This is a genomic window from Microbacterium sp. AISO3 (assembly GCF_002204305.1).
Taxonomy (GTDB): domain Bacteria; phylum Actinomycetota; class Actinomycetes; order Actinomycetales; family Microbacteriaceae; genus Microbacterium; species Microbacterium arborescens.
Window position 1 is genome coordinate 20004 of the sequence record NZ_NHRF01000010.1, and the last position, 19337, is coordinate 39340.

At 68.3% G+C, this 19337-nt stretch carries 17 protein-coding genes; 11 read left to right on the forward strand and 6 right to left on the reverse strand.

The annotated features are described in order from the left end of the window. Positions 1 to 17 precede the first annotated feature (17 nt). Genes CBF90_RS13695 through CBF90_RS13715 form a run of 5 tightly spaced genes read right to left on the reverse strand, consistent with a single transcriptional unit; the run spans position 18 to position 6351 of the window. Positions 18 to 1667, reverse strand: coding sequence for a glycosyl hydrolase 53 family protein (locus tag CBF90_RS13695; RefSeq protein WP_064956872.1), 1650 nt, complete (start codon positions 1665 to 1667; stop codon positions 18 to 20). Continuing rightward, positions 1664 to 2836 carry a glycosyl hydrolase 53 family protein gene (locus CBF90_RS13700; protein WP_242435683.1) on the reverse strand — a complete coding sequence of 391 codons (1173 nt, stop codon included), beginning with the start codon at positions 2834 to 2836 and terminating at the stop codon, positions 1664 to 1666. Before CBF90_RS13700 ends, CBF90_RS13695 begins: the two co-directional genes overlap by 4 nt. Continuing rightward, on the reverse strand, positions 2833 to 3666 hold the full coding sequence (locus tag CBF90_RS13705; protein WP_088380854.1) for a sugar ABC transporter permease: 834 nt from the start codon (positions 3664 to 3666) through the stop codon (positions 2833 to 2835). Before CBF90_RS13705 ends, CBF90_RS13700 begins: the two co-directional genes overlap by 4 nt. Beyond that, a complete protein-coding gene (locus tag CBF90_RS13710) occupies positions 3659 to 5035 on the reverse strand; it encodes a carbohydrate ABC transporter permease (RefSeq protein ID WP_197690585.1) in 1377 nt (458 codons plus the stop codon). The genes CBF90_RS13705 and CBF90_RS13710 overlap by 8 nt, the downstream gene beginning before the upstream one ends. After that, positions 5032 to 6351 carry an extracellular solute-binding protein gene (locus CBF90_RS13715; RefSeq protein ID WP_172407850.1) on the reverse strand — a complete coding sequence of 440 codons (1320 nt, stop codon included), beginning with the start codon at positions 6349 to 6351 and terminating at the stop codon, positions 5032 to 5034. The genes CBF90_RS13710 and CBF90_RS13715 overlap by 4 nt, the downstream gene beginning before the upstream one ends. Positions 6352 to 6540: 189 nt before the next feature. Here CBF90_RS13715 and CBF90_RS18900 point away from each other — a divergent pair, with 189 nt between their 5' ends. Continuing rightward, a complete protein-coding gene (locus CBF90_RS18900) occupies positions 6541 to 7029 on the forward strand; it encodes an NUDIX domain-containing protein (RefSeq protein ID WP_088380856.1) in 489 nt (162 codons plus the stop codon). A gap of 67 nt (positions 7030 to 7096) precedes the next feature. Continuing rightward, positions 7097 to 8131: a serine hydrolase gene (locus CBF90_RS13725; RefSeq protein WP_088380857.1), complete on the forward strand. Its 1035-nt coding sequence runs from the start codon at positions 7097 to 7099 to the stop codon at positions 8129 to 8131. Positions 8132 to 8136: 5 nt separating this feature from the next. Here the strand turns inward: CBF90_RS13725 and CBF90_RS13730 are convergent, their stop codons facing one another. Further along, the gene (locus CBF90_RS13730) at positions 8137 to 9408 is read right to left on the reverse strand and encodes an MFS transporter (RefSeq protein ID WP_088380858.1); all 1272 of its coding nucleotides are present in this window, start codon (positions 9406 to 9408) and stop codon (positions 8137 to 8139) included. 42 nt (positions 9409 to 9450) lie between these two features. On the opposite strand from CBF90_RS13730, the gene CBF90_RS13735 reads away from it, so the two are divergent. The 9 genes from CBF90_RS13735 (at position 9451) to CBF90_RS13770 (ending at position 19334) form a co-directional block, all read left to right on the forward strand. Further along, the gene (locus CBF90_RS13735; protein ID WP_088380859.1) at positions 9451 to 12024 is read left to right on the forward strand and encodes an excinuclease ABC subunit UvrA; all 2574 of its coding nucleotides are present in this window, start codon (positions 9451 to 9453) and stop codon (positions 12022 to 12024) included. A 226-nt stretch (positions 12025 to 12250) separates the two neighbouring features. Further along, positions 12251 to 12334, forward strand: coding sequence for a microvionin family RiPP (locus tag CBF90_RS18930; RefSeq protein WP_368730587.1), 84 nt, complete (start codon positions 12251 to 12253; stop codon positions 12332 to 12334). A 63-nt stretch (positions 12335 to 12397) separates the two neighbouring features. Next, the gene (locus CBF90_RS13740; protein WP_023951649.1) at positions 12398 to 12823 is read left to right on the forward strand and encodes a hypothetical protein; all 426 of its coding nucleotides are present in this window, start codon (positions 12398 to 12400) and stop codon (positions 12821 to 12823) included. After that, on the forward strand, positions 12820 to 14013 hold the full coding sequence (locus CBF90_RS13745) for an aldehyde dehydrogenase family protein (RefSeq protein ID WP_088380861.1): 1194 nt from the start codon (positions 12820 to 12822) through the stop codon (positions 14011 to 14013). The genes CBF90_RS13740 and CBF90_RS13745 overlap by 4 nt, the downstream gene beginning before the upstream one ends. Continuing rightward, on the forward strand, positions 14004 to 14549 hold the full coding sequence (locus CBF90_RS13750; protein WP_088380862.1) for a flavoprotein: 546 nt from the start codon (positions 14004 to 14006) through the stop codon (positions 14547 to 14549). Before CBF90_RS13745 ends, CBF90_RS13750 begins: the two co-directional genes overlap by 10 nt. Continuing rightward, positions 14546 to 17131, forward strand: a complete 2586-nt coding sequence (locus tag CBF90_RS13755) for a phosphotransferase (protein WP_088380863.1) — start codon at positions 14546 to 14548, stop codon at positions 17129 to 17131. The genes CBF90_RS13750 and CBF90_RS13755 overlap by 4 nt, the downstream gene beginning before the upstream one ends. A 22-nt stretch (positions 17132 to 17153) precedes the next feature. Beyond that, positions 17154 to 18020, forward strand: a complete 867-nt coding sequence (locus tag CBF90_RS13760; RefSeq protein WP_172407851.1) for an AMP-binding protein — start codon at positions 17154 to 17156, stop codon at positions 18018 to 18020. Beyond that, a complete protein-coding gene (locus CBF90_RS13765) occupies positions 18017 to 19084 on the forward strand; it encodes a hypothetical protein (protein ID WP_088380865.1) in 1068 nt (355 codons plus the stop codon). Before CBF90_RS13760 ends, CBF90_RS13765 begins: the two co-directional genes overlap by 4 nt. Then, a complete protein-coding gene (locus tag CBF90_RS13770; protein ID WP_023951661.1) occupies positions 19077 to 19334 on the forward strand; it encodes an acyl carrier protein in 258 nt (85 codons plus the stop codon). The genes CBF90_RS13765 and CBF90_RS13770 overlap by 8 nt, the downstream gene beginning before the upstream one ends. The last annotated feature ends 3 nt before the right edge of the window (positions 19335 to 19337 follow it).

A 19337-nucleotide genomic window follows, 5' to 3' on the forward strand; every position in this document is an offset into this window, starting at 1 on the left:
CGCTCGACGGTATCGCATCAGCCGATCCGCTCGACGCGGACGTCGTCGATGTTCAACCAGGTGCCGCCTGCGGCCTCCGAGGAGAACCCGAACTCGAGGGTTCCGTTGGTGACCGGCACCTCGAGCGACACCCGCGTCCAGTCGTTCGGGCTCACCGGCAGTGCCGCCTGACGCTCGGGTACGCCGGAGTTCTTCGCGTAGAGGTACGCGGAACTCTGGCCACCACTGTTGAGCGTCCACGCGGAGACGCGATAGAGCCCCGACGGGAGCCCGCCGAGCGTCTGATAGATCGACGCGGTATAGGCGGTCGACTTCCAGAACGTGAGCTTGAGCGCACCGACGACCGCCGGGTCCTGAGTGAAGACCGCGTTGGCGTGCGCGCCTCCTGGCGACCACACACCCCAGCCGGTCGGCTCGTTCGTGTAACCGTCCTGCTCGAAGCCGCCGTTGACGGCGAGGTTCGTCGGAGGCGTCTCGCCGAACACGTCGAGGGTCGGCAGAGCCGCGCCGCTCCAGTCGAACAGCGTCTGGTTGTCCCACGGGTTGGAGAGGACACCCGGGTCGTCGTTGTCGATCTTCCCGGCCTCGGTCCCCCAGTTGGCGCCCGGGACGGGAAGCCAGCCGGGCTCCCACCAGATGAGTCCGCGCCCCCGCCCGTCGGGCACCGCGCGCACGATGTCGCGGAGGTCACGGAGGAAGGCGGTCTGACCGACGACGCTCGCGGGGTAGCCGCCGGTCGCCGCCTCTGCCGTGTAGAACGAGTTCCCGAGGCCGTCGCCGTCGCCGAGCGTCCAGCCGTACGCGGTCTCGACGATGAGGACGTCTTTGTCGTACCGCGCGCTGATGTCGTTGAGATTGACGGCGAGCTGCCCCATGGTGCCGTGCCAGAACGGGTAGTAAGACAGCCCGATGATGTCGAACGGAACACCCTGCGCCGTGATCGCATCGAACCACCAGCGATACAGCGCGTTGTCGCCGCCGTGATCCAGGTGCAGGACGATCTCGATGTCCTCCCCCGTCCGGAGCGACGCATCGACGCCCGCGATCCCCGCTTTCAGCAGGCCCGCGAGCTGGGTGAAGTCCGAGACGCCATTGCCGACCCGCCCGTGATCCCAGAGGATGCCGCCGGGGATCTCGTTGCCCATCTGGACCATGTCGGGCAGCACCCCGGCCGCTCGCATCGCGTCGATGACGTCTTCGGTGTATGCGCGAACGGTCGACACCAGTTGCGAGTAGGTCAGACCGCGCCATGCCTTCGGTACGGTCTGCGTGCCGGGGTCGGCCCACCAGTCGCTGAGGTGGAAGTCGAGCAGGATGTCCATCCCCGCGGCCTTCGCTCGCTGCGCCGTCGAGATCGTCGTGGCCAGGTCGTTCGTGCCGCCACCGTACGGTTCGCCGGTGACGGTGTACGGATCGACCCAGAGGCGCAGCCGAGCGAGATTCATGCCGGCATCGCCCATGATGTCGATCGGGTCGCCCACGACTCCGCCGCGGGAGAACGTCCCGCCGAGCGACTCGACCTCGTGGATCATCCCGAGATCTCCGCCCATCACGAAGCCGTCGGGTTCGACGGCCGCGGCCCTCGTCGCGGGCAGCGCCGCCCCGACGAGGACGAGCGCCGCCGCCGTGATGAGCGCCGATGCTCGCCGCCGTGCTCTGTGCGTCATGTGTCTTCCTCTCTCATCGGTCGGAGCGGATCCGCCGTCGCCCCCAGTGCGCTCAACGAGGCGAGAGCGCATCCGCCCTCGTCGAACAGCGTCTGATTGGCCCACCCGTTGCCGGGCTCGGCCACGTCGTTGCCGTAAGCCATGCCCGCCGTCGACGCCCAGGATGTTCCCGGAACGGGCAGCCAGGCGGGCTCCCAGTACACGACTCCCCGGCCACGGCCACCGGGCACGTCGCGGACGACCCGGGCCAGGTCGTGGAGGTACCGCGACTGGCCCTCGACCGACGCCGGGTAGACCGCCGCCGGTGAGCTCGCATCGAACATCGACGTCCCCGCCGGGTTGTCAGGTCGGTACGCGTAGGCGGTCTCGACGACGATGACGTCCTTCTCGTAGCGTTGGACGAGCTGGTGCAGGTTACCGCTCAGGTCGGCGAGCGATCCGTGCCACAACGGGTAGTAGGACAGCCCGATCGCGTCGAAGTCGACGGCTCGCGCCGTGATCTGGTCGAACCATCGACGGTAGAGGTCGGCGGCGCCTCCCGCATCGAGGTGGAGCACGATGCGCGAACGGTCGTCGGCGGCACGAACGGCGCTCGAGCCCGCGTGCAGCAAGCGGGCGAGACGGTCGTACTGCTCTCGCGCCTCGTCGGTGGGCACCGCCTCGAAGGCTCGGTTCACGAGGTCGTACCGCGGTGTCCGGCCGAGCGGCCACAGCATCCCGTTCGTCGTCTCGTTGCCGACCTGGACCCACTCCGGGCTGCCGGCATTCGCGCTCACGGCCGAGATGACCTCGGTGGTGTGGGCAGCCACGGCCTCGCACAGGCCGTCGAGGTCGAGTGCCTGCCACGAGCGGGGAAGCGACTGCTTCTTCGGATCGGCCCAGAAGTCGCTGTAGTGGAGATCGATCATGAGGCCGAGGCCGGCGTCGCGCGCACGCTCGGCCAGGCGCACGGTCGTGGCGAGATCGTTCGTGCCGCCCTGATACGGGCGTCCCTCCGCGTCGGTCGGATCCACCCACACGCGAAGCCGCGCGAGATTGACCCCGTGGTCGGCGAGGATCCGGAAGAGGTCCCTCGCGCCCGCGGCATCCGAGAACCACCCCCCGAGCGCCTCGACCTCTGCGGTCATCGATACGTCGGCACCCCGGATCTGCAGTGGTGTCGTCATCATTCCTTCTCTCCTCCCTGAGCGAGCCCCGCGACCAGGTAGCGCTGGAGCACCACGTAAAGCACCGTGATCGGCACCGCGACGAGGATGGCCCCTGCCGCGAACGTCGTGAAGTCGTTCCGGGTCTGATCCGAGATCAGTTGGAACAGTCCTATCGCGACGGTGTAGTTCTGCGGGCTGCTTATCAACAGGCGCGGCAGGATGAAGTCCATCCAGGGGACCGCGAACTGGGTGACCGCGACGAACGTCAGCATCGGGGTCATCAGCGGCAGCAGGATGCGCGTGAAGATCTGCAGATGCGACGCGCCGTCGAGCACCGCCGCCTCGTCGAGGCTGGTCGAGATCCCGTCGAGATAACCCTTGAGAAGCCAGATGTTGTAGGGCACCGCGGCGGCGACGCTCGCGATGATCAGACCCGCGAGGCTGTCGAGCAGTCCGAAATTCAGGTACAGGATGTAGATCGCGATGGCGGTCATGAACGTCGGGAAGATCTGGATGACGAGCATGACCAGCAGGCCGGTGCGCCGGCCCGAGAATCGGAGTCGCGCGAAGACGTAGGCGGCGATCGCCGACAGCAGCACGCTGAGCACCATGTTCGATACCGCGACGATGAGGGAGTTGCCGTACCAGGTCGCGAACGGCGTCTCGGCGAACAACCGGATGTAGTTGGCGAACGTCGGATCGGCGGGGATCGCCGACGCCTGGGCGAGCGAGCGTCCCGAGCCGAGCGATGATCCGACGATCCACGCCAGCGGGTACAGCACGATGACCGCGACGACGACGAGCTCGACGTGGATGAGGACGGTGATGAGACGGCTTCGGGTTCTATGCATCGGTGAAGGCCTTCGAGCGACGCAGGCTCCAGACGGAGAAGCTCCCGACGATGACGAAGATCAGGATCGACATCACCGAAGCGATGTCGTACAGACCGTTGTCGAGGGTGAGTTTGTAGAGCCAGGTGATGAGGATGTCGGTGCTGCCGGCGTACCGGTAGTCGGGGTTGGCCGGACCACCCTGCGTGAGGAAGTAGATGACCCCGAAGTTGTTGAAGTTGGCGACGAATGACAGCACGATGAGCGGCGCCGTGGCCCGCAGGACGATCGGCAGGGTGATGTAGCGCACCTGCTGCGCGGCGGAGGCGCCGTCGATGCGGGCGGCTTCGTAGTAGCTCGACGAGATGTTCGTCAGTGCACCGCTGACGAGTGCCATGAAGTATGGAAAGCCGAGCCAGAGGTTGACCAGCAGCGCGATGATCCGGGCGAGCCACGGATTGGCCGGGTCGGTCAGCCACATGACCCGCTCGGACGTCACGCCCCAGTCGACCAGGGCCTGACTGATCGGCCCGAACTGGCCGTTGAACATCGAGCGGAAGACGAGTGCCGAGATCATCGCCGGCACGGCCCACGGCAGGAAGAAGATGCTTCGCCACACGCGGGGGAAGCGGACGCGCCGACTCGAGACGAGGACCGCCTGCAAGAACCCGAACGCGTAGGTCGTCGCCGTCGCCAGCGCCGCCCATGCGATCGTCCAGCCGAGCACGCCGAAGAACGTCGCTCCCCAGGCGCCCGCGCCGAGCAGCTGCCGGAAGTTCGCCAGCCCGACCCACTCCACGAGCTGCATCGGCGGCAGATTGTCTTTGCTGTAGTCCGTGAAGGCGATGAGGATGCCGAAGGCGACCGGCAGCGCGGTGACGAACAGCAGCAGCACGACGGTCGGCGCGAGCACGAGATACGGGAATGAGCGCTGCCGCGCGTCGCGGACCCAGGCCCGGACAGCCACGCGTTCGCCGGTCTCAAGGAAACGGCGTCGCGTGTTCGCGGCATCGCGCACCGCCCACACCGCGAGGGCGAGGAGCAGCGAGAGGACGAGCACCGCGATGATCCCGTTGATCATCAGGATGATCGAGTGGTCACCCGCGGACAGCCCGGCCACGGTCATGGCCCGCGGCTGCGCGCCCAGCGTCACAAGGCCCCAGAGACCGCGGACGAAGAAACCGCCGTGCGTCCGAGGCGTGTACTCACCGATATCCGCGTAATGCCCCGTCGTGAGCTCGACAGCGACGGCGAGCGCAGCCACGACGGCGAGCGCGATCCCTTTCACCCACTCGCGGTTGAGCACCTGCCCGAGACCGGGCACGAGGGCGGAGGCGAGTCCGATCGACCAGGGCGCCGTCGGGCTCGCTCCGCGATGATGCGGGGTCACTCCCCCAGCCCGGTCAGATCGGCGTACCCCGAGACGGCCTGCCGCTGGGCAGCGGGGGCGTCGAGCACGCCGTCCCACACGCTGGAGACGAGGGTGTTCCCGACGGTCCAGAGCTTGTCGCCGACATCGGAGACGAGGTCCGATCGCTCGGCCTGCGCGAGGATGCCACCGGCGTGCTCGTCGTCGGCGAGGCCGGGAATGGCCTCGGTGTTCTCGCTCGTCAGCGCGGGGATGCCACCCGTCGTCTCATAGAGGGCGGCGGCGGCCTCGTCCGAGGCGAGGAACGCGGCGAAGACCCGCGCGGCACCCGGGTGGGCTGAATAGCCCGACACGACACCCACGCCGAGCCCGGCGAGCGTCGCGGGCTCCTCGCCTCCCTCGACGGCGGGCAATGTTGTCACGCCGAACTCGAACCCCTCGGACTCTCCTGCCGCGGTGAAATCGCCGATCGACCAGGGTCCCGTGATCACGTACGGGGTCTCCCCCTTGGCGAACTCCATCTCGATCGAGTCCCAGGTCGCGTCGGCGGCGTTCACCTGCCAGAGATCGCGAAGACCGCCGTAGTAGGCCAGCGCGGTGGTCAGTGCGGGGTCGTCGAGGCCGGGAGCCGCGGGGTCGCCCGTGAGATGCCACCCCAGCGAGGTCAGCACCGGATAGGCGTAGTAGAGCTCGCCGCTGAGCCAGCGCACGGTCCAGCGATTCGTCCGGGGGTCGTTGTAGCTCGCCGCGAGTTCGCGGATCTGCTCCCAGGTCTGCGCCGGTTCGCTCGAACCCGTGAGCTGTTCCAGGAGGGTCTTGTTGTAGAACAGCGCGATCGACTCGGTCGACACCGGCACGCCGTACAGGTCGCCGTCGCGGCTGACGACGCCGGCGAAGGTCTCGCCGACGCGCTGCGTGATCTCGCTGTCGTACTCACCCAGCGGCGCGGCGACACCCGAGTCGATCGCCCCCGGGAGATCGGTGAAGTTCGTGAAGTACACATCCGCGCCGGTGCCGGCCTCGCCGTCGAGTTCCATCTTGGCGACGGCATCGACCTTCGACACCGTCGTGAGCTCGATGCGAATGTCGGGATGTACCGCGGTGAAGGCCTCCACCAGCGCTTCGCCGTACTCGGGGTACTCCACCCAGACCTTCAGCGGCGCCTCTCCGTTGGCGACGTCGGGCTCGATCTCATATGCCCGCGCCTCGGCATCCCAGGTCAGGGTCGCTTCCTCGTCGGGCGGCGCGCTGGAGCACCCGGCGGTGGCCGCGAGCGAGAGGACGATGGCCGCTCCCACCGTGGTACGGGCAGTGGCTGCTGTGCTTCGGATGGTCATGCAAACTCCCTCGTTGCCGTGACTGTGACCGGTCCCAGTCAACTGTCGCCGTCCATCTGAGTCCATGACAGTAGTGGCCGGATCGCCCCCGCGTGCGGTCTCCCCCTGGGGAGGAGTCGGTGTCCGACGGAGCTCGCGATCATCCGCCGCCACTGGCACAGTGATCAGCGAGAGCAAGGATCGGTGACTATGGAACAACTGGTACTGCCCAACGTGTACGTGCTCGCACGCGAACGCGAGCATCCCTCTCGTGTACTACTGCAGCAACGCTGGAAACCGGACACGGATCCCGCGAACAGCGGGCGCTGGGAACTCCCCGGAGGCAAGTGGCGGGCGTTCGAGACGATCGCCTCGTGCGCCGCACGCGAGCTGCACGAGGAGACGGGCCTCTTCGACGTCGACGTACGGGGCCAAAGCAGCGACCACGAACTCCTCGGCGACACGGTGCAGGTCAGCGAGAGCGTGCAGCTGGTGCAGATGATCGAGGGGCCCTATCCCTCTCTGCTCGCGGTCGTCGACGCCGTCGCGTCCGGGCAACCGCGCGCGACCGGCGACGGGTCACGCGGGGCGCAGTGGATCGAGGAATCGCATCTCCGCGACATTCTCCTGACCGAACCGGAGACGTTCACGGCGTTGAGCTACGCCGCGCTGAGCCACCGGTTCGGAGTGGAGCCGTGACGACTGCCCGACCCGACGCCGCTTGCGCCGGTCGCGTCGTCCGCGGCGCGGCTGGCACAGTGAGGGGATGAGCACGTTGGAAAGCGACATCATCGACGAGCGGGCGCTGAGGTCCGCGATCGCAGGTGCGCCGTTCTCCGGGGTCATCAGCGTCGACTCGGGCGACGCTCCGGTATGGCGGAGCGCGCACGGACTGGCTGACCGCGCGAACGGGACGCCGGCGAGCGAGGCCACACAATTTGCGATCGCATCCGGAAGCAAGACGTTCACCGCGCTTGCGATCATGCGGCTCGTGGAAGAGGGCACCCTCGCGCTCGACACAGCGGTCCGAGACCTGCTCGGTGACGACCTTCCGCTCATCGACCACGCCGTCACCGTCGAGCATCTCCTCGGCCACACGTCGGGGATCGGCGACTACATCGATGAGGACGACGATCTCGATGTGTCGGAGTTCTTCCTCGGAGTGCCCGTGCACACGCTGACGACGGCGGAAGCGTTCCTTCCCCTGCTCGACGGCATCCCGCCCCGGGCCGCTCCCGGCGAGACCTTCTCGTACTGCAACAGCGGGTACGTCCTGCTGGCGATCATCATCGAGCGGGTGACGAGGCGCGGGTTCCACGAGGTCGTGCATGACCTCGTCATCGCCCCGGCCGGCCTCACCGACACCGATTTCCCCCGTACCGACGAGCTCGGCGCGGATCATGCCCGCGGCTACGTCTTCGACGAGGGACTGCGGGTCAACACGCTGCACCTGCCCGTCCGCGCCGGCGGCGACGGCGGCGCTTCGACCACGACCGCCGACGTGCACCGGTTCTGGCGAGCGTTCTTCGACGGACGCATCGTCTCCCCCGCGTCCGTGGCTCTCATGACGGCGCCACGTTCCCGGGTCGAAGACGAGGAGATGAGATACGGCCTGGGTTTCTGGCTGACCGAGACGGGGGCCGGCGTCGTGCTGGAGGGCTGCGACGTGGGAGCGTCGTTCCGTTCCGTGCATCACCCGCCGACCTCGACGACGGCGACCGTGATGAGCAACACGGCCGACGGCGCGTGGCCCGTCGCGCGCGTGCTGGCCGATGCGATGGCCGCGCTCGACGATCGGTAGGCCGCTCAGCCTGCCGGGACGGCTTCGTTCTCGTCGTCTTCGATGACCGGCGGTGCTGCCGCGATGTGCGTGATGGGACGCCACACCAACAAGAGGGTGAGCGCAGCACCCACGAACGCGAACCACCAAGGACCCGTCGGCCCCCAGACCTGCGCGATCACCCCGCCGAGCGCCTGACCGATGACGAGGCCGCCGAAGACACCGACCATGTTCACCGAGGCGATGCGTCCCTGCAGCTCGTGTGGAACCAGGCGCTGGCGGACCGTGGTCGAGATGGTCGCCCAGACGAACGCGTAGGCGCCGAACGCGATCATGATGACGAACGCCACGACGCCGGACGTCGTCAGGGCGAACGCGAGGTGCATGAGGACCTCCGCAGTAAGGCACACCCTCATCAGCGCGGCGAACGAGAAGCGTCGTTCCAGCCTTCCGAACAGCAGCGTCGCCGCCAGTCCCCCGATGGCCGAGGCCGTGGTCAGCGCGCCGTACCCGACGGGACCCATTTGCAGGTAGTCGGTGGCGTACAGCACGAGCACACCCCAGGGCGCGGCCCACGTCACGTTGAAAGTGAGGATGATGATCACGAGCGTCCGCACAGGTGGGTTGCACCACAACCAGCGGATGCCGCTCAGGATGTCGGCGTGCACCGCGGTCCGCTCACGCGCTGCATCCACTGGTTCGACTCTCTTCGTCGCCGTGATTCGCGAGATGAGGACGATCGCGAGCGCGACGCACAGCCCCTGGACGGCGAACGGCCAGAACGACCCGATGGCGAACAGGAAGGCACCGAGGGGCGGGCCGCCGAGCTGGTTCGCCACGAGGAACCCGGCCTGCAGCCGCGCGTTGCCGATCCCGAGGTCGCTCTTGCGCACCATCATCGGCAGCAGGGTGCTGCTGGTCGTGTCGACGAACACCTCGGCGGTGCCGTAGAGGAAGGCCACGATCAGCACCATCCAGATGCTGGCGAGTCCGGTGATGAGGAAGACGCACAGACCGATCAGCACGAGAGCCCGGATGCCGTTGGCCACCATGATCAGGATGCGCCGGTCGACCCGGTCGGCGATCGCGCCGGCGTGGAGTCCGAACAGCAGCCACGGCAGGAACTGCATGACGGCACCGGAGGCCACCAGGATGGGCGAATCGGTCATCGACGCGATCAGGAGCGGCGCGGCTGCGAGGGCGATGCCGTCGCCGATGTTGCTCGTCAGCGACGAAGCGAACAGCCACCGGAAGTCACGGCCGAGGCGCCGCGGCGCGACCCACTCTGCGATACCCACCGCACGAGCCTAGAGCGCACCTCGGACACGTAGGCTTGCCCGATGTCCGGAGACCGCCGCACGACCCCCGATGCCTTCGTCCGTGTGCGCGGAGCGAACGAGAACAACCTCCGGAACGTCGACGTCGACGTTCCGCGCGACGCGATCGTCGCGTTCACCGGGGTGTCGGGCTCAGGCAAGTCGTCGCTCGCGTTCGGGACGATCTTCACTGAGGCGCAACGCAGGTATCTCGAGTCCGTGGCCCCTTACGCCCGGCGCTTGATCCAGCAGGGCCACAATCCGCACGTCGAGTCGATCACGGGGCTTCCGCCGGCCGTCGCCCTGCAGCAGCGTCGCGGTGCGCCCAGCTCGCGCTCGAGCGTCGGCACCGTGACGACGCTGTCGAACTCGCTGCGGATGCTGTTCTCGCGCGCCGGCACGTTCCCCGACGGGTTCACCGACCGGCTCGACTCCGACGCCTTCTCCCCCAACACCGCCGCCGGTGCGTGCCCGGAGTGCCACGGCATCGGCGTCGCGCACACGGTCACCGAGGAGACCCTCGTGCCCGATCCCTCCCTCAGCATCCGCGACGGCGCGATCGCCGCGTGGCCGGGCGCGTGGCAGGCGAAGAACCTCCGCGACATCACCATCGCCCTCGGCTACGACGTCGACCGCCCGTGGCGCGACCTCGACCCCGCCGACCGCGAGTGGATCCTGTTCACCGACGAGCAGCCCATCGTCGAGATCGCGCCGCAGCGCGACCGCGTGGCCAAGCCCTACAAGGGCATGTTCTGGAGCGCGAAGAAGTACGTCTTCCACACCCTCGCCGATTCGAACAGCGCGAAGATGCGTGAGCGGGTGCTGCGGTTCGTCCGCACGGGCATCTGCCCGCTGTGCGGCGGGTCGGGTCTGCGGCGCGAGGCGCTCGCCGTCACCTTCGCCGGCCGCACCATCGCCGAGCTGAACGCCCTGCCGATGAGCGAGCTCGCCGACATCCTGCGTCCCACCACGGAGCTGACGGATGCCGCGCCCGCGCTCACGACGTCATCGTCGGGCGAGCGCACGGATGTCGCCGTCGCGATCACCACCGACCTCGTCGCCCGCATCGAGGTGCTCATCGACCTGGGGCTCGGCTACCTCGGGCTCGGTCGCGTGACCACCACCCTCTCCCCCGGCGAGATGCAGCGCCTGCGCCTGGCGACGCAGCTGCGCTCGGGCCTGTTCGGGGTGGTCTACGTGCTCGACGAGCCATCGGCCGGGCTGCATCCCGCCGACGCCGAGCCGCTGCTCGATGTGCTGGAGCAGCTGGCGGCATCGGGGAACTCGGTGTTCGTCGTCGAGCACAACATGGACGTCGTCCGAGGTGCGGACTGGATCGTCGATGTCGGCCCCGGAGCGGGCGAGGGCGGCGGCGAGGTGCTCTATAGCGGAGCCATCGATGGGCTCGCCGAGGTCACCGCATCAGTGACGCGGCCCTTCTTGTTCCCGGGCACCGAGGGTGGCGCCGTGGAGTCGCGCTTCTTGCGCTCCCCCACCGACTGGCTGACGCTCGAGGGCGCGTCGCTGCACAACCTCGCGAACGTCGACGCCGCGTTCCCGCTCGGGACGTTCGTCGCGGTCACGGGGGTGTCGGGGTCGGGCAAGTCGTCGCTCGTCGGCGGAGTGCTCCACGACGTGGTGCGGCGTCATCTGCGCGGGGATGAGACGGCGGACCAGTCGCACGACGAGACGACGGATGCCACAGAGCCGGGCGAGGCGGGCCCGGTCGAGGCGCTGCCGGACGGGCAGGCCGAGGTCCCCGCGGTGCGAGCGGTCACCGGCCTCGATCACATCGACCGTCTGGTGCGCGTCGATCAGAAGCCGATCGGACGTACGCCGCGCTCGAACCTGGCGACGTACACGGGCCTGTTCGATGCGGTGCGCGCGGTCTTCGCCGGCACCGACCTCGCACACGAGCGCGGGTACACCGCCGGCCGCTTCTCGTTCAACGTCGCGGGAGGCCGCTGCGAGACCTGCCTCGGCGAGGGTTACGTCTCGGTCGAGCTGCTGTTCCTGCCCGGCAGCTACGGAAAGTGCCCGACGTGCGACGGCGCTCGGTACAACGCCGAGACGCTCGAGGTCACCTACCGCGGCAAGAACATCGCCGACGTGCTCGCCCTCACCGTCGATGACGCTGCCGGCTTCCTCGAGCCGGTGCCCGCGGCATCCCGGAGCCTGCGCACTCTGCGCGATGTCGGCCTCGGCTACCTGCGACTCGGTCAGCCGGCCACCGAGCTGTCGGGCGGCGAGGCCCAGCGCATCAAGCTCGCGACCGAGCTGCAGCGCGCCCGTCGCGGTCACACCCTCTACCTGCTCGACGAGCCCACCACCGGACTGCATCCCGCCGATGTGCGCCTGCTGCTCGCGCAGCTGCACACACTCGTGGACGCCGGCAACACGGTGGTCGCGGTCGAACACGACATGGATGTCGTCGCCTCAGCCGACTGGGTCATCGACCTCGGCCCGTCCGGCGGCGACGCCGGCGGGCGCATCATGGCTGCGGCCGCGCCCGCCGAGCTCGTCCGGCATCCCTCCAGCCGGACGGCGCCGTATCTCGCTCGGGTCCTCTCGAACGTCATTTCCGCACCAGCCGAATAGCACGCGGAAGCCGAAAACCGGAAACCGCTTGTAATTAAGGCGAACGCCCGTGTTACTATCGCCACGTATGTAGCCAGATGTGGCAATAGGCCGCACGTGGGGGGTCATCGGTTTCACCAAGCGTGGCAGTTTCGTCGAGTTCTGATGGCTCTTCGTAACCCGCTCACACGCGTCTGATCGCCTGCATTGCCGCCGGGATCCCGGCCACGGGAAGGGGGTGGAATCGATGACTTTGGAACAGCTCGAAGCGCTTGACGCGAGTTCGGAGGCGGCGGAAATGGCCGCCAGCCTCGGCAGCCAGTCCTGCTGACAGATAAGCGGGCGGACGCGACCGCGTCCGCCCGCTCCGCTTCCCCTCGACGAGGAGGTCTTCGTGAACGCATTGACCCGCGTGCTCCATGCCCCGAACACCGCGGCATCGATCGGCGTCCCGGCATGGTTCGACGACGTGGCCGTCGATAACTTCCTGGACAGTGGGTTGGTGGCCGTCACGGACGACGACGCGTGCCACGTCGGCTTCTCGCTCGCGCCCGAGCACCCGACCGCCACATGCTTCGTCGCGATCCCCGACGGACATGACGCGCCCGGCTGGGTGGCATCCGCCTTGACGGAAGCCGCGGCCGGGGCCCGGATGCGCGGGGCCGACCGGTTCGAAGCCTGGGTTCCGGCGTGGAACGCGGCAATCGTGCACGCAGCCGCACAGTCGATGACCCGGGAGGGCGTCCTGGAGAAGGCCGTCTTCGCTTACGGCGAGCGCTGGGATCTGATCCTCTACTCCGTCCCCGGCGGTGGACGATGACGCTCGACGCGCTCGACAATCCCGGCGATCTCGATGTCTCGGTGGAGCGCAGCTTCGAGCAGTCGCTGATCCGCAATGCGCCGCGACTGCTTCACCGGCTGACCGAGCAATGCACACTCCACAGCGCCGAGATCGAGTTGGCGCAGTCTCTCCGGCTCGCACGGAATCTCGAACGGCTCGCGAGCGTTCCGGCTCGGCGCCAGAGCCACCCCGCAACGGTGTACACCTTTCTGCCGCGCAACAATCTTCTGTATTCGATCGCCCTGTACTGCCTGATCCCTCTCTCCCTCGGGCTCCCGGTGCAGGCGCGACCGCCCGCGGCGCTCTCGGGTCTGGTCACCGAGCTCTGGCAGCTGACCGGGCTCGACCGCTTCGGAAGCGCCCACCTTCGCGACGAATCGCAGCGGGATTTCACCTCGCGTTCCTCAGCCGAGGACGTGCTGATCTTCACGGGACGAAGCGAGAACGGCCGCCGTGTCGAGAGGCAGACGTCGCATCGGGCCTTCATCGGATTCGGGTCCTCGCTGAATCCGGCCATCGTGATGCCCGGGGCGGATCTTTCGAAAGCCAGCGACGACCTCGTCTTCGCGCGCCTGTACAACTCCGGCGCCGACTGCCTGGCTCCGGACTCGGTCTTCGTACACGAGTCGGTGTACGCGGAGTTCCACGAGCGGCTGACCGCCCGGTTGACGCTGCTCGAGATGACCGATCGCAGATCCGCCGGCACGATCGCGCATGCTCCGAGCCCAGACGAACGAACCGCGACGCAGGGGCGACAGTTCCTCGCCGAGATGGCGGATCGGACGACATGGTCGGGTCCTGACTGCGACTCGCCCGATTTCGTTCCGACAACCGTGACGACGAGCGACCTCGCCGAGGCCTCGCATACCGAGCTCTTCTCCCCCGTCTTCAACGTCGTGACGTTCTCATCGTGGGAGCGTCTCCTCGAGACCTTCGCCGCTGCACCCTACGCGGGCAGTGAGATGTACCTCAGCCTCTACGGCGGCGCCGGGGGGCCGGTGCCGGACGCCTACCGGCTGTGCCCGTCGTCTACGCCGTTTCACCACGAGGCGGCATTGCGGCCCTTCGGCGGCTACGGTGCGGACGCGACCTGGCTCACGGTCGACGGGATGACGACAGGCAGACCCGTCAGTGTGTTCCACACGCTGAGGAGGGAACTGTGCGCGTGACCATGGTCGCCACGGGGGCTGTCTCCGCCGCGCACTTGCCGATGTACCTCTCCTGGCTACGTCGCCGGGAGGCGCACGGTCTCGAACGCATCGTGATGACCCGCTCCGCCTCGCAGTTCGTGAGTCCCCTGTCGCTGCGCAGCATCGCCCGGGTTCCGGTGATACAGGACGACTGGGAGTCGTTCTCGACCGCCGACCTGCACCATGTCGAACTGGGCGAGTCGAGCGATGTGATCCTCGTCTACCCGGCGACCGTGAACTATCTGATGCGCGTCAGCCTGCTCGCCTTCGACACCCCGTCGGTGGCCGCTATCGCGACGGGCGAATGCACGACGGTTCTCTGCCCGTCGCTACCACCGCGGATCGTCGCGCATCCGTTGTACACGGCAGCGCGGCAGCGGATCGAGTCCGTGCCTCGGTATCGGATGGTCGAGCCGGTCGCCGGGGAGAGCCTCGCGAGCGCGGCGCCCGGATCCGTGCCGCCGCCGCTGTGGGAGTTGTGGCCCGAACTGGAAGGGATGGTGACTCAGCCATGACATACCTCGACGACCTCGCAGACCCCGTGATGACCGCTCCCATCACTCTCTGGCGCCCCGAGGGGCAGGACTTCCCGATCGACCCGCGGTTCTTCGGCCCTCTGGGACAGCGATCGCCGGATCCGACGTCGGATTGGGGCATCTGGCGTGTCATACGCGGGCGCCGCCCGCTGCCCGCTCAGGGCTTCAAGATTCATCTCGCCCCGTGCTTCGACGAGTTCGACGAGGTCCTCGCCATCGCCGAGCGGGTCGCGCAGGAGTTCGAGCTCACACTGAAGCACGTCGCGCGACGCGAGTTCCTGTGGGCGCTGTACTCCAAGAACGCCCCACGGGCGAATGCCGGTAAGGCGATCGTGCTCTACCCGCGACCCGAGGACCTGGCCAGATGCCTCGTGTCGCTCCGGAGGGCGCTCGGTCCGCGTTCCGGGCCTCCTGTCGCCGGCGACCACTCCCTCAGCGACACGATCATCCACTGCAGATTCGGCGCGTTCGAGTTCTCGGATGCGACGGAGTTCAACGAATGGGGACAGGCGCTGATCGAGGGGCCCGACGGGACGCTGCGGCCTGATGCCCGCGCTGTGGTGCCGGTAGCGGCCGATAAGGATCAGCTGTTCGAGCTGACCGGTCTCCGCTTCGACGCTGAGCCTCATGCACTCCCGGACAGGTATCGCGTGCGCGCTGCCGTCGCGGTGCACGCGGGCGGCGGGACCTACCTCGCCGACGACCTCGCAACGGGTGACAGAGTGGTCATCAAACGGGGCATCCGTTTCATCGGCCTCGACGGCCATGGCACCGACGCGGCGCAGCGGATCCGCGACGAGGCGGCGACTCTTCGGTCGATGGCCGACAGCCCCGAGCTGGATGGTCGCGTCCCGCGGCTCGTCGACACCTTCGAGATCGGCACGAGCAGTTTCCTGGTCGAGACCAGGGTCGACGGAGTCACGCTTTTCGAATGGGTGGCCTCGAACAGCCCGGTGTACGCGGGCATCGACCGGGGTACCGACGAGTACCAGGGTCTTGCCGCGACGTATTCCCTGCGCGTAGCGACGATCGGCGATCGATTGCGCGAACTCGTCGTCGATCTGTCGCGAGCAGGCATCACGCACAACGACCTCCAGCCCGCGAACGTGCTCGTCACGGATGCGGGAGTCGCTCTCGTCGACTTCGAAGCGGCGAGCCGCGGGGGGCCGTCGGGTGTCCGCGGAGTGCCGTGGGTGTACGGAACCCGGCGCGAATACTCGACCGGGAGCGATGTCGACGCAGTCGACCGGCTCATGGCCTATGCCTACTGGCCCCCGGTGGTCTCGGCGCACCTCGACCCCGACTGGAGATCGAGGTTCACGGCAGGCGTGCAACGTTACTTCTCCGGCCATGCGCCGACATCGCACGCGACGACCGGCGGTCACGCCGGGTCTCCGGCCACGCCACCCGCGGCTGCGGACATCTATCGGGCTTACGCGAGAGCATGCCGCCATTACCTAGATACCGGAGTCGGTCTACCGCATCCGCTGCGCTCGCCGCGAGGAAATCTCGACAACCGCCCCGTCGCAAGCCTCGGATCGGGCCTCCTCAGCCTGCTCTTCCTCCCCCGCGACGACGACGAGGTGCGCTCGGCGCAAGAACGGCTGATCGACGTCCTCGCAGGGGGCCCGTCTCGGCCGTTGCGTGTCTCCGACCTCGGACTCATCGGCGGAGTCGGCCTGCTCCCGGCAGCTCTCCGACGCCACGGCGAGAGAGACACCGCAGCGCAGTGGTCGGAGGCCTACCTGGACCGCCTCGAGGCCACTGAGGTGGATGCGCTCAGCTCGCGGTTGGACACGGGACTATCGGGCATCCTGACCGCCATTCTCCTCGGCACCGAGGGGCGACCGTCGGGTCGTGCCGCGGCCGTCGCGGACCGCGTCGGGAAGGAGCTCGAGACCCGAGCCCGACATCTGCTGCGCAACGACCTCGGGCGGTCGCCCGACGCCGAGCAGCGTGGCTTGATGGGCGGTGGCCCGGGGATCGCCCTCGCGCTTTCCCTGTGGGCCCGGTCGCACGGGGGCGATGCCGGTCTCTCGTACGACCTCATCGACAGCGAGCGGCGCCGATATCAGGTCGTCAATCGTGCGCTCTACTTCGTGGACGGAGACAAGAAGTTCCGTCCGTACCTCGACCGGGGCAACGCCGGGCTGCTCGTCGCCGCGTCGGCGGTCCTCCCGGCGGACGAACTGGCGAATCCGCGTTGGCAGCGGATCGCCGCCGGGCTCAGGACCGCCCTCGGCGTCGCGCCGGGCCTCATGACCGGAGCCGCCGGGCTGCTGTTCGCCGCGAGCGTCGTCAACGCGCGTCTCGGACACCTTCCGGGCCGGATCGACTCGGCCGGGCTGTTCGCCGACCTCCGATCGATGCTCGTGCAGACGCCCCATGGTCCGTTGACACCGGGGGGCCTCGGCCGCCGGGTTGCCCTCGACGGGGCGACGGGAGCAGGCGGGGTCGCGGTCGCGGTCGCGACTCACCGCGGCGATCTCTCGCTCGCCGGTCTGATCGACAACCGAACCCACTATGGAGAGCGCGCACATGCCCCTGTCACTACCCACTGAGCGCCGACTCGATGGTCGCCGTGTGACCGCGATCGACCCGTCGCTCCCGGCATCCCAGCTGCTCGACTCGTTGAGGGAGCGGTGGGACCGACATGAGGTGATCCTCGTCGACTCCGCGTCAGCGCCCGTCGGCGAGGCCCGGCTCGACGTCGACGGGTCGGATGTGGCGCTGCTTCAGCGCACCAGCGGAACCACGGGCGTGCCGAGGATGTTCGCATTCGCGCGTGCAGGCGTCCGAGAGCACGCCGCCGCTACGGCTCGCGCGATGGACGTGCGGCCGGGATGCCGCGTAGCCATGGCGATTCGCGCGGGGACGGCGTACTACACCAGCGTCGTGCTGATGTCGCTGTTCAACGACACCGCGCTGGTCGTCTTCGACCCGCTCGACATCGACTCGGCGATCCGGGCCATCCTGGAGCGTCGCATCGACACCTTCGACGCCGGTGTGCGCTTCTGGCAGACCATCGCGCTGAAAGCACGGCGCGACCCCGCCGTCCTCGATGCCCTCGCCGACCTCTCCGTGCGCGGGGTCGGCGGCGATCCGCTCCCTCGCTCCGTCGAAGCGCACTACCGAGACAACGGGATACCGCTGGCCAACGGGTACGGACTCACCCAGGCCGGTCCGAATGTCGCGATCGGGTTGCACGCCTCGGCGACGGAGGGCAGCTGCGGCCGACCGCTGGACGGCGTCGAGTGCACCATCCGCGACGGCGAGCTCGTGATCCGGTCACCGTTCGCCGCCCTCGGAGAGGTCGTGAATCACCGGATCGTGGATCCGCCCGAAAGGGACGACGACGGCTGGCTGCGCACGGGCGACGGAGCTCAGATCATCGACGGTGAGATCGTTCCCCTCGGCCGGTTGCGCGATCAGGCGGGAACGGCGTCATGACATCCGCACCGGCACGGGCCGTCATCGCGGCGACCAGCGTGAGCTCGCCACGAAGCGAGCGGTTCGACGTCGGACTTGCCGACGTGGGCGACGATGTCGAATGGGATCCGGATGCCGCCGCGCATGAGCTCCGCGACGCATGCATCAGCAACGCGCTCAACGCGGCTCAGGCCAAGGGCTACGTCATCGGTCGCAGGGTCGTCGTCATCGTCGGCGCGCAGTGCATCGGGGCGGACCCGGCCACCTCGCGCTACTACCCGGAGAGTCCCGAGCGGCATGTGAAGGCACTGCTCCCCGGGTCCGAGGTCACGTCGCTGGTGCTCTCGCATGCGTGCGCTTCGACCGGTGTCGCCGCCGGCGTGGCCGCCGATCTCTGCCGTGCGGGGGCAGCCGACACGGTCGTGGTGTGCTCATCCTCCATCGACGGGTCGCTCGAAGAGGACACGTTCCGAGACGCACGGGCATGGGCGCCCGAGGTGCGCCCCTTCGATCAGGCCGCAGCCGGCACACGCGTCTACGGTTTCGCCGGCGCGTTGATCGTCCAGGCCGCCCCGACTCCCCTCGGTGATGACCCGGTCATCACCGGATGGCACGCACGCAGCATCGGCGGCAAGACCGTCTCGGACCCCGACGAGGAATATCTCGTGATGAGCGAATCCGCACGAAAGGCGGGCCGAGCGCCCACCCTCGTGATCGCGCACGCGACGGGCACGAAGCAGGGCGATCAGGCCGAACTGCAGGCGATCGCACGGTATGCCGAGACGTACGGCCTGGCGGTCGACGTGCTCGCCAACAAAGGCGCCGTGGGTCACGCGGTGTTCGCTGCGGGTGTCGCGTCGATCGTCACCGCCGTGCGCGTTCTCTCCGGTGTACCTGTCGGGGGCAGTTTCGGACTTCGCGAGCCGCTCGCCGCTCCCGGCAGCATCCGGCTTCTCGCGGAGGCGGAGGGCGAAGCCCGCCTCGATCTGTCCGACCGGCACCGGGCGGCATTGGTCAACGGATTCGGATTCTCGGGCAGCAATGTCGCTTTGATCATCGAAACAGAAGGAGAGAACCATGACTGACTCGGAACTGTACGACTTCGTGCGCGTCGAGGCCGGCCGGATCAACGAGGAGAGCTACGCGGATGTCGTCGTCTCCGACGACACCGTCCTCGCCGACGACCTCGACATCGACTCGCTCGCGATGCTCGAGCTGTGCATCCGTGTCGAAGAGGTGTTCGGGGTGGCTGTGGCCGACGAAGTGGCCGCGGAGATCAAGACCGTGGGAGACCTGCGTCGGTTCCTCGACTCCGCCGAGACGGTCAGCGCTTAGCGG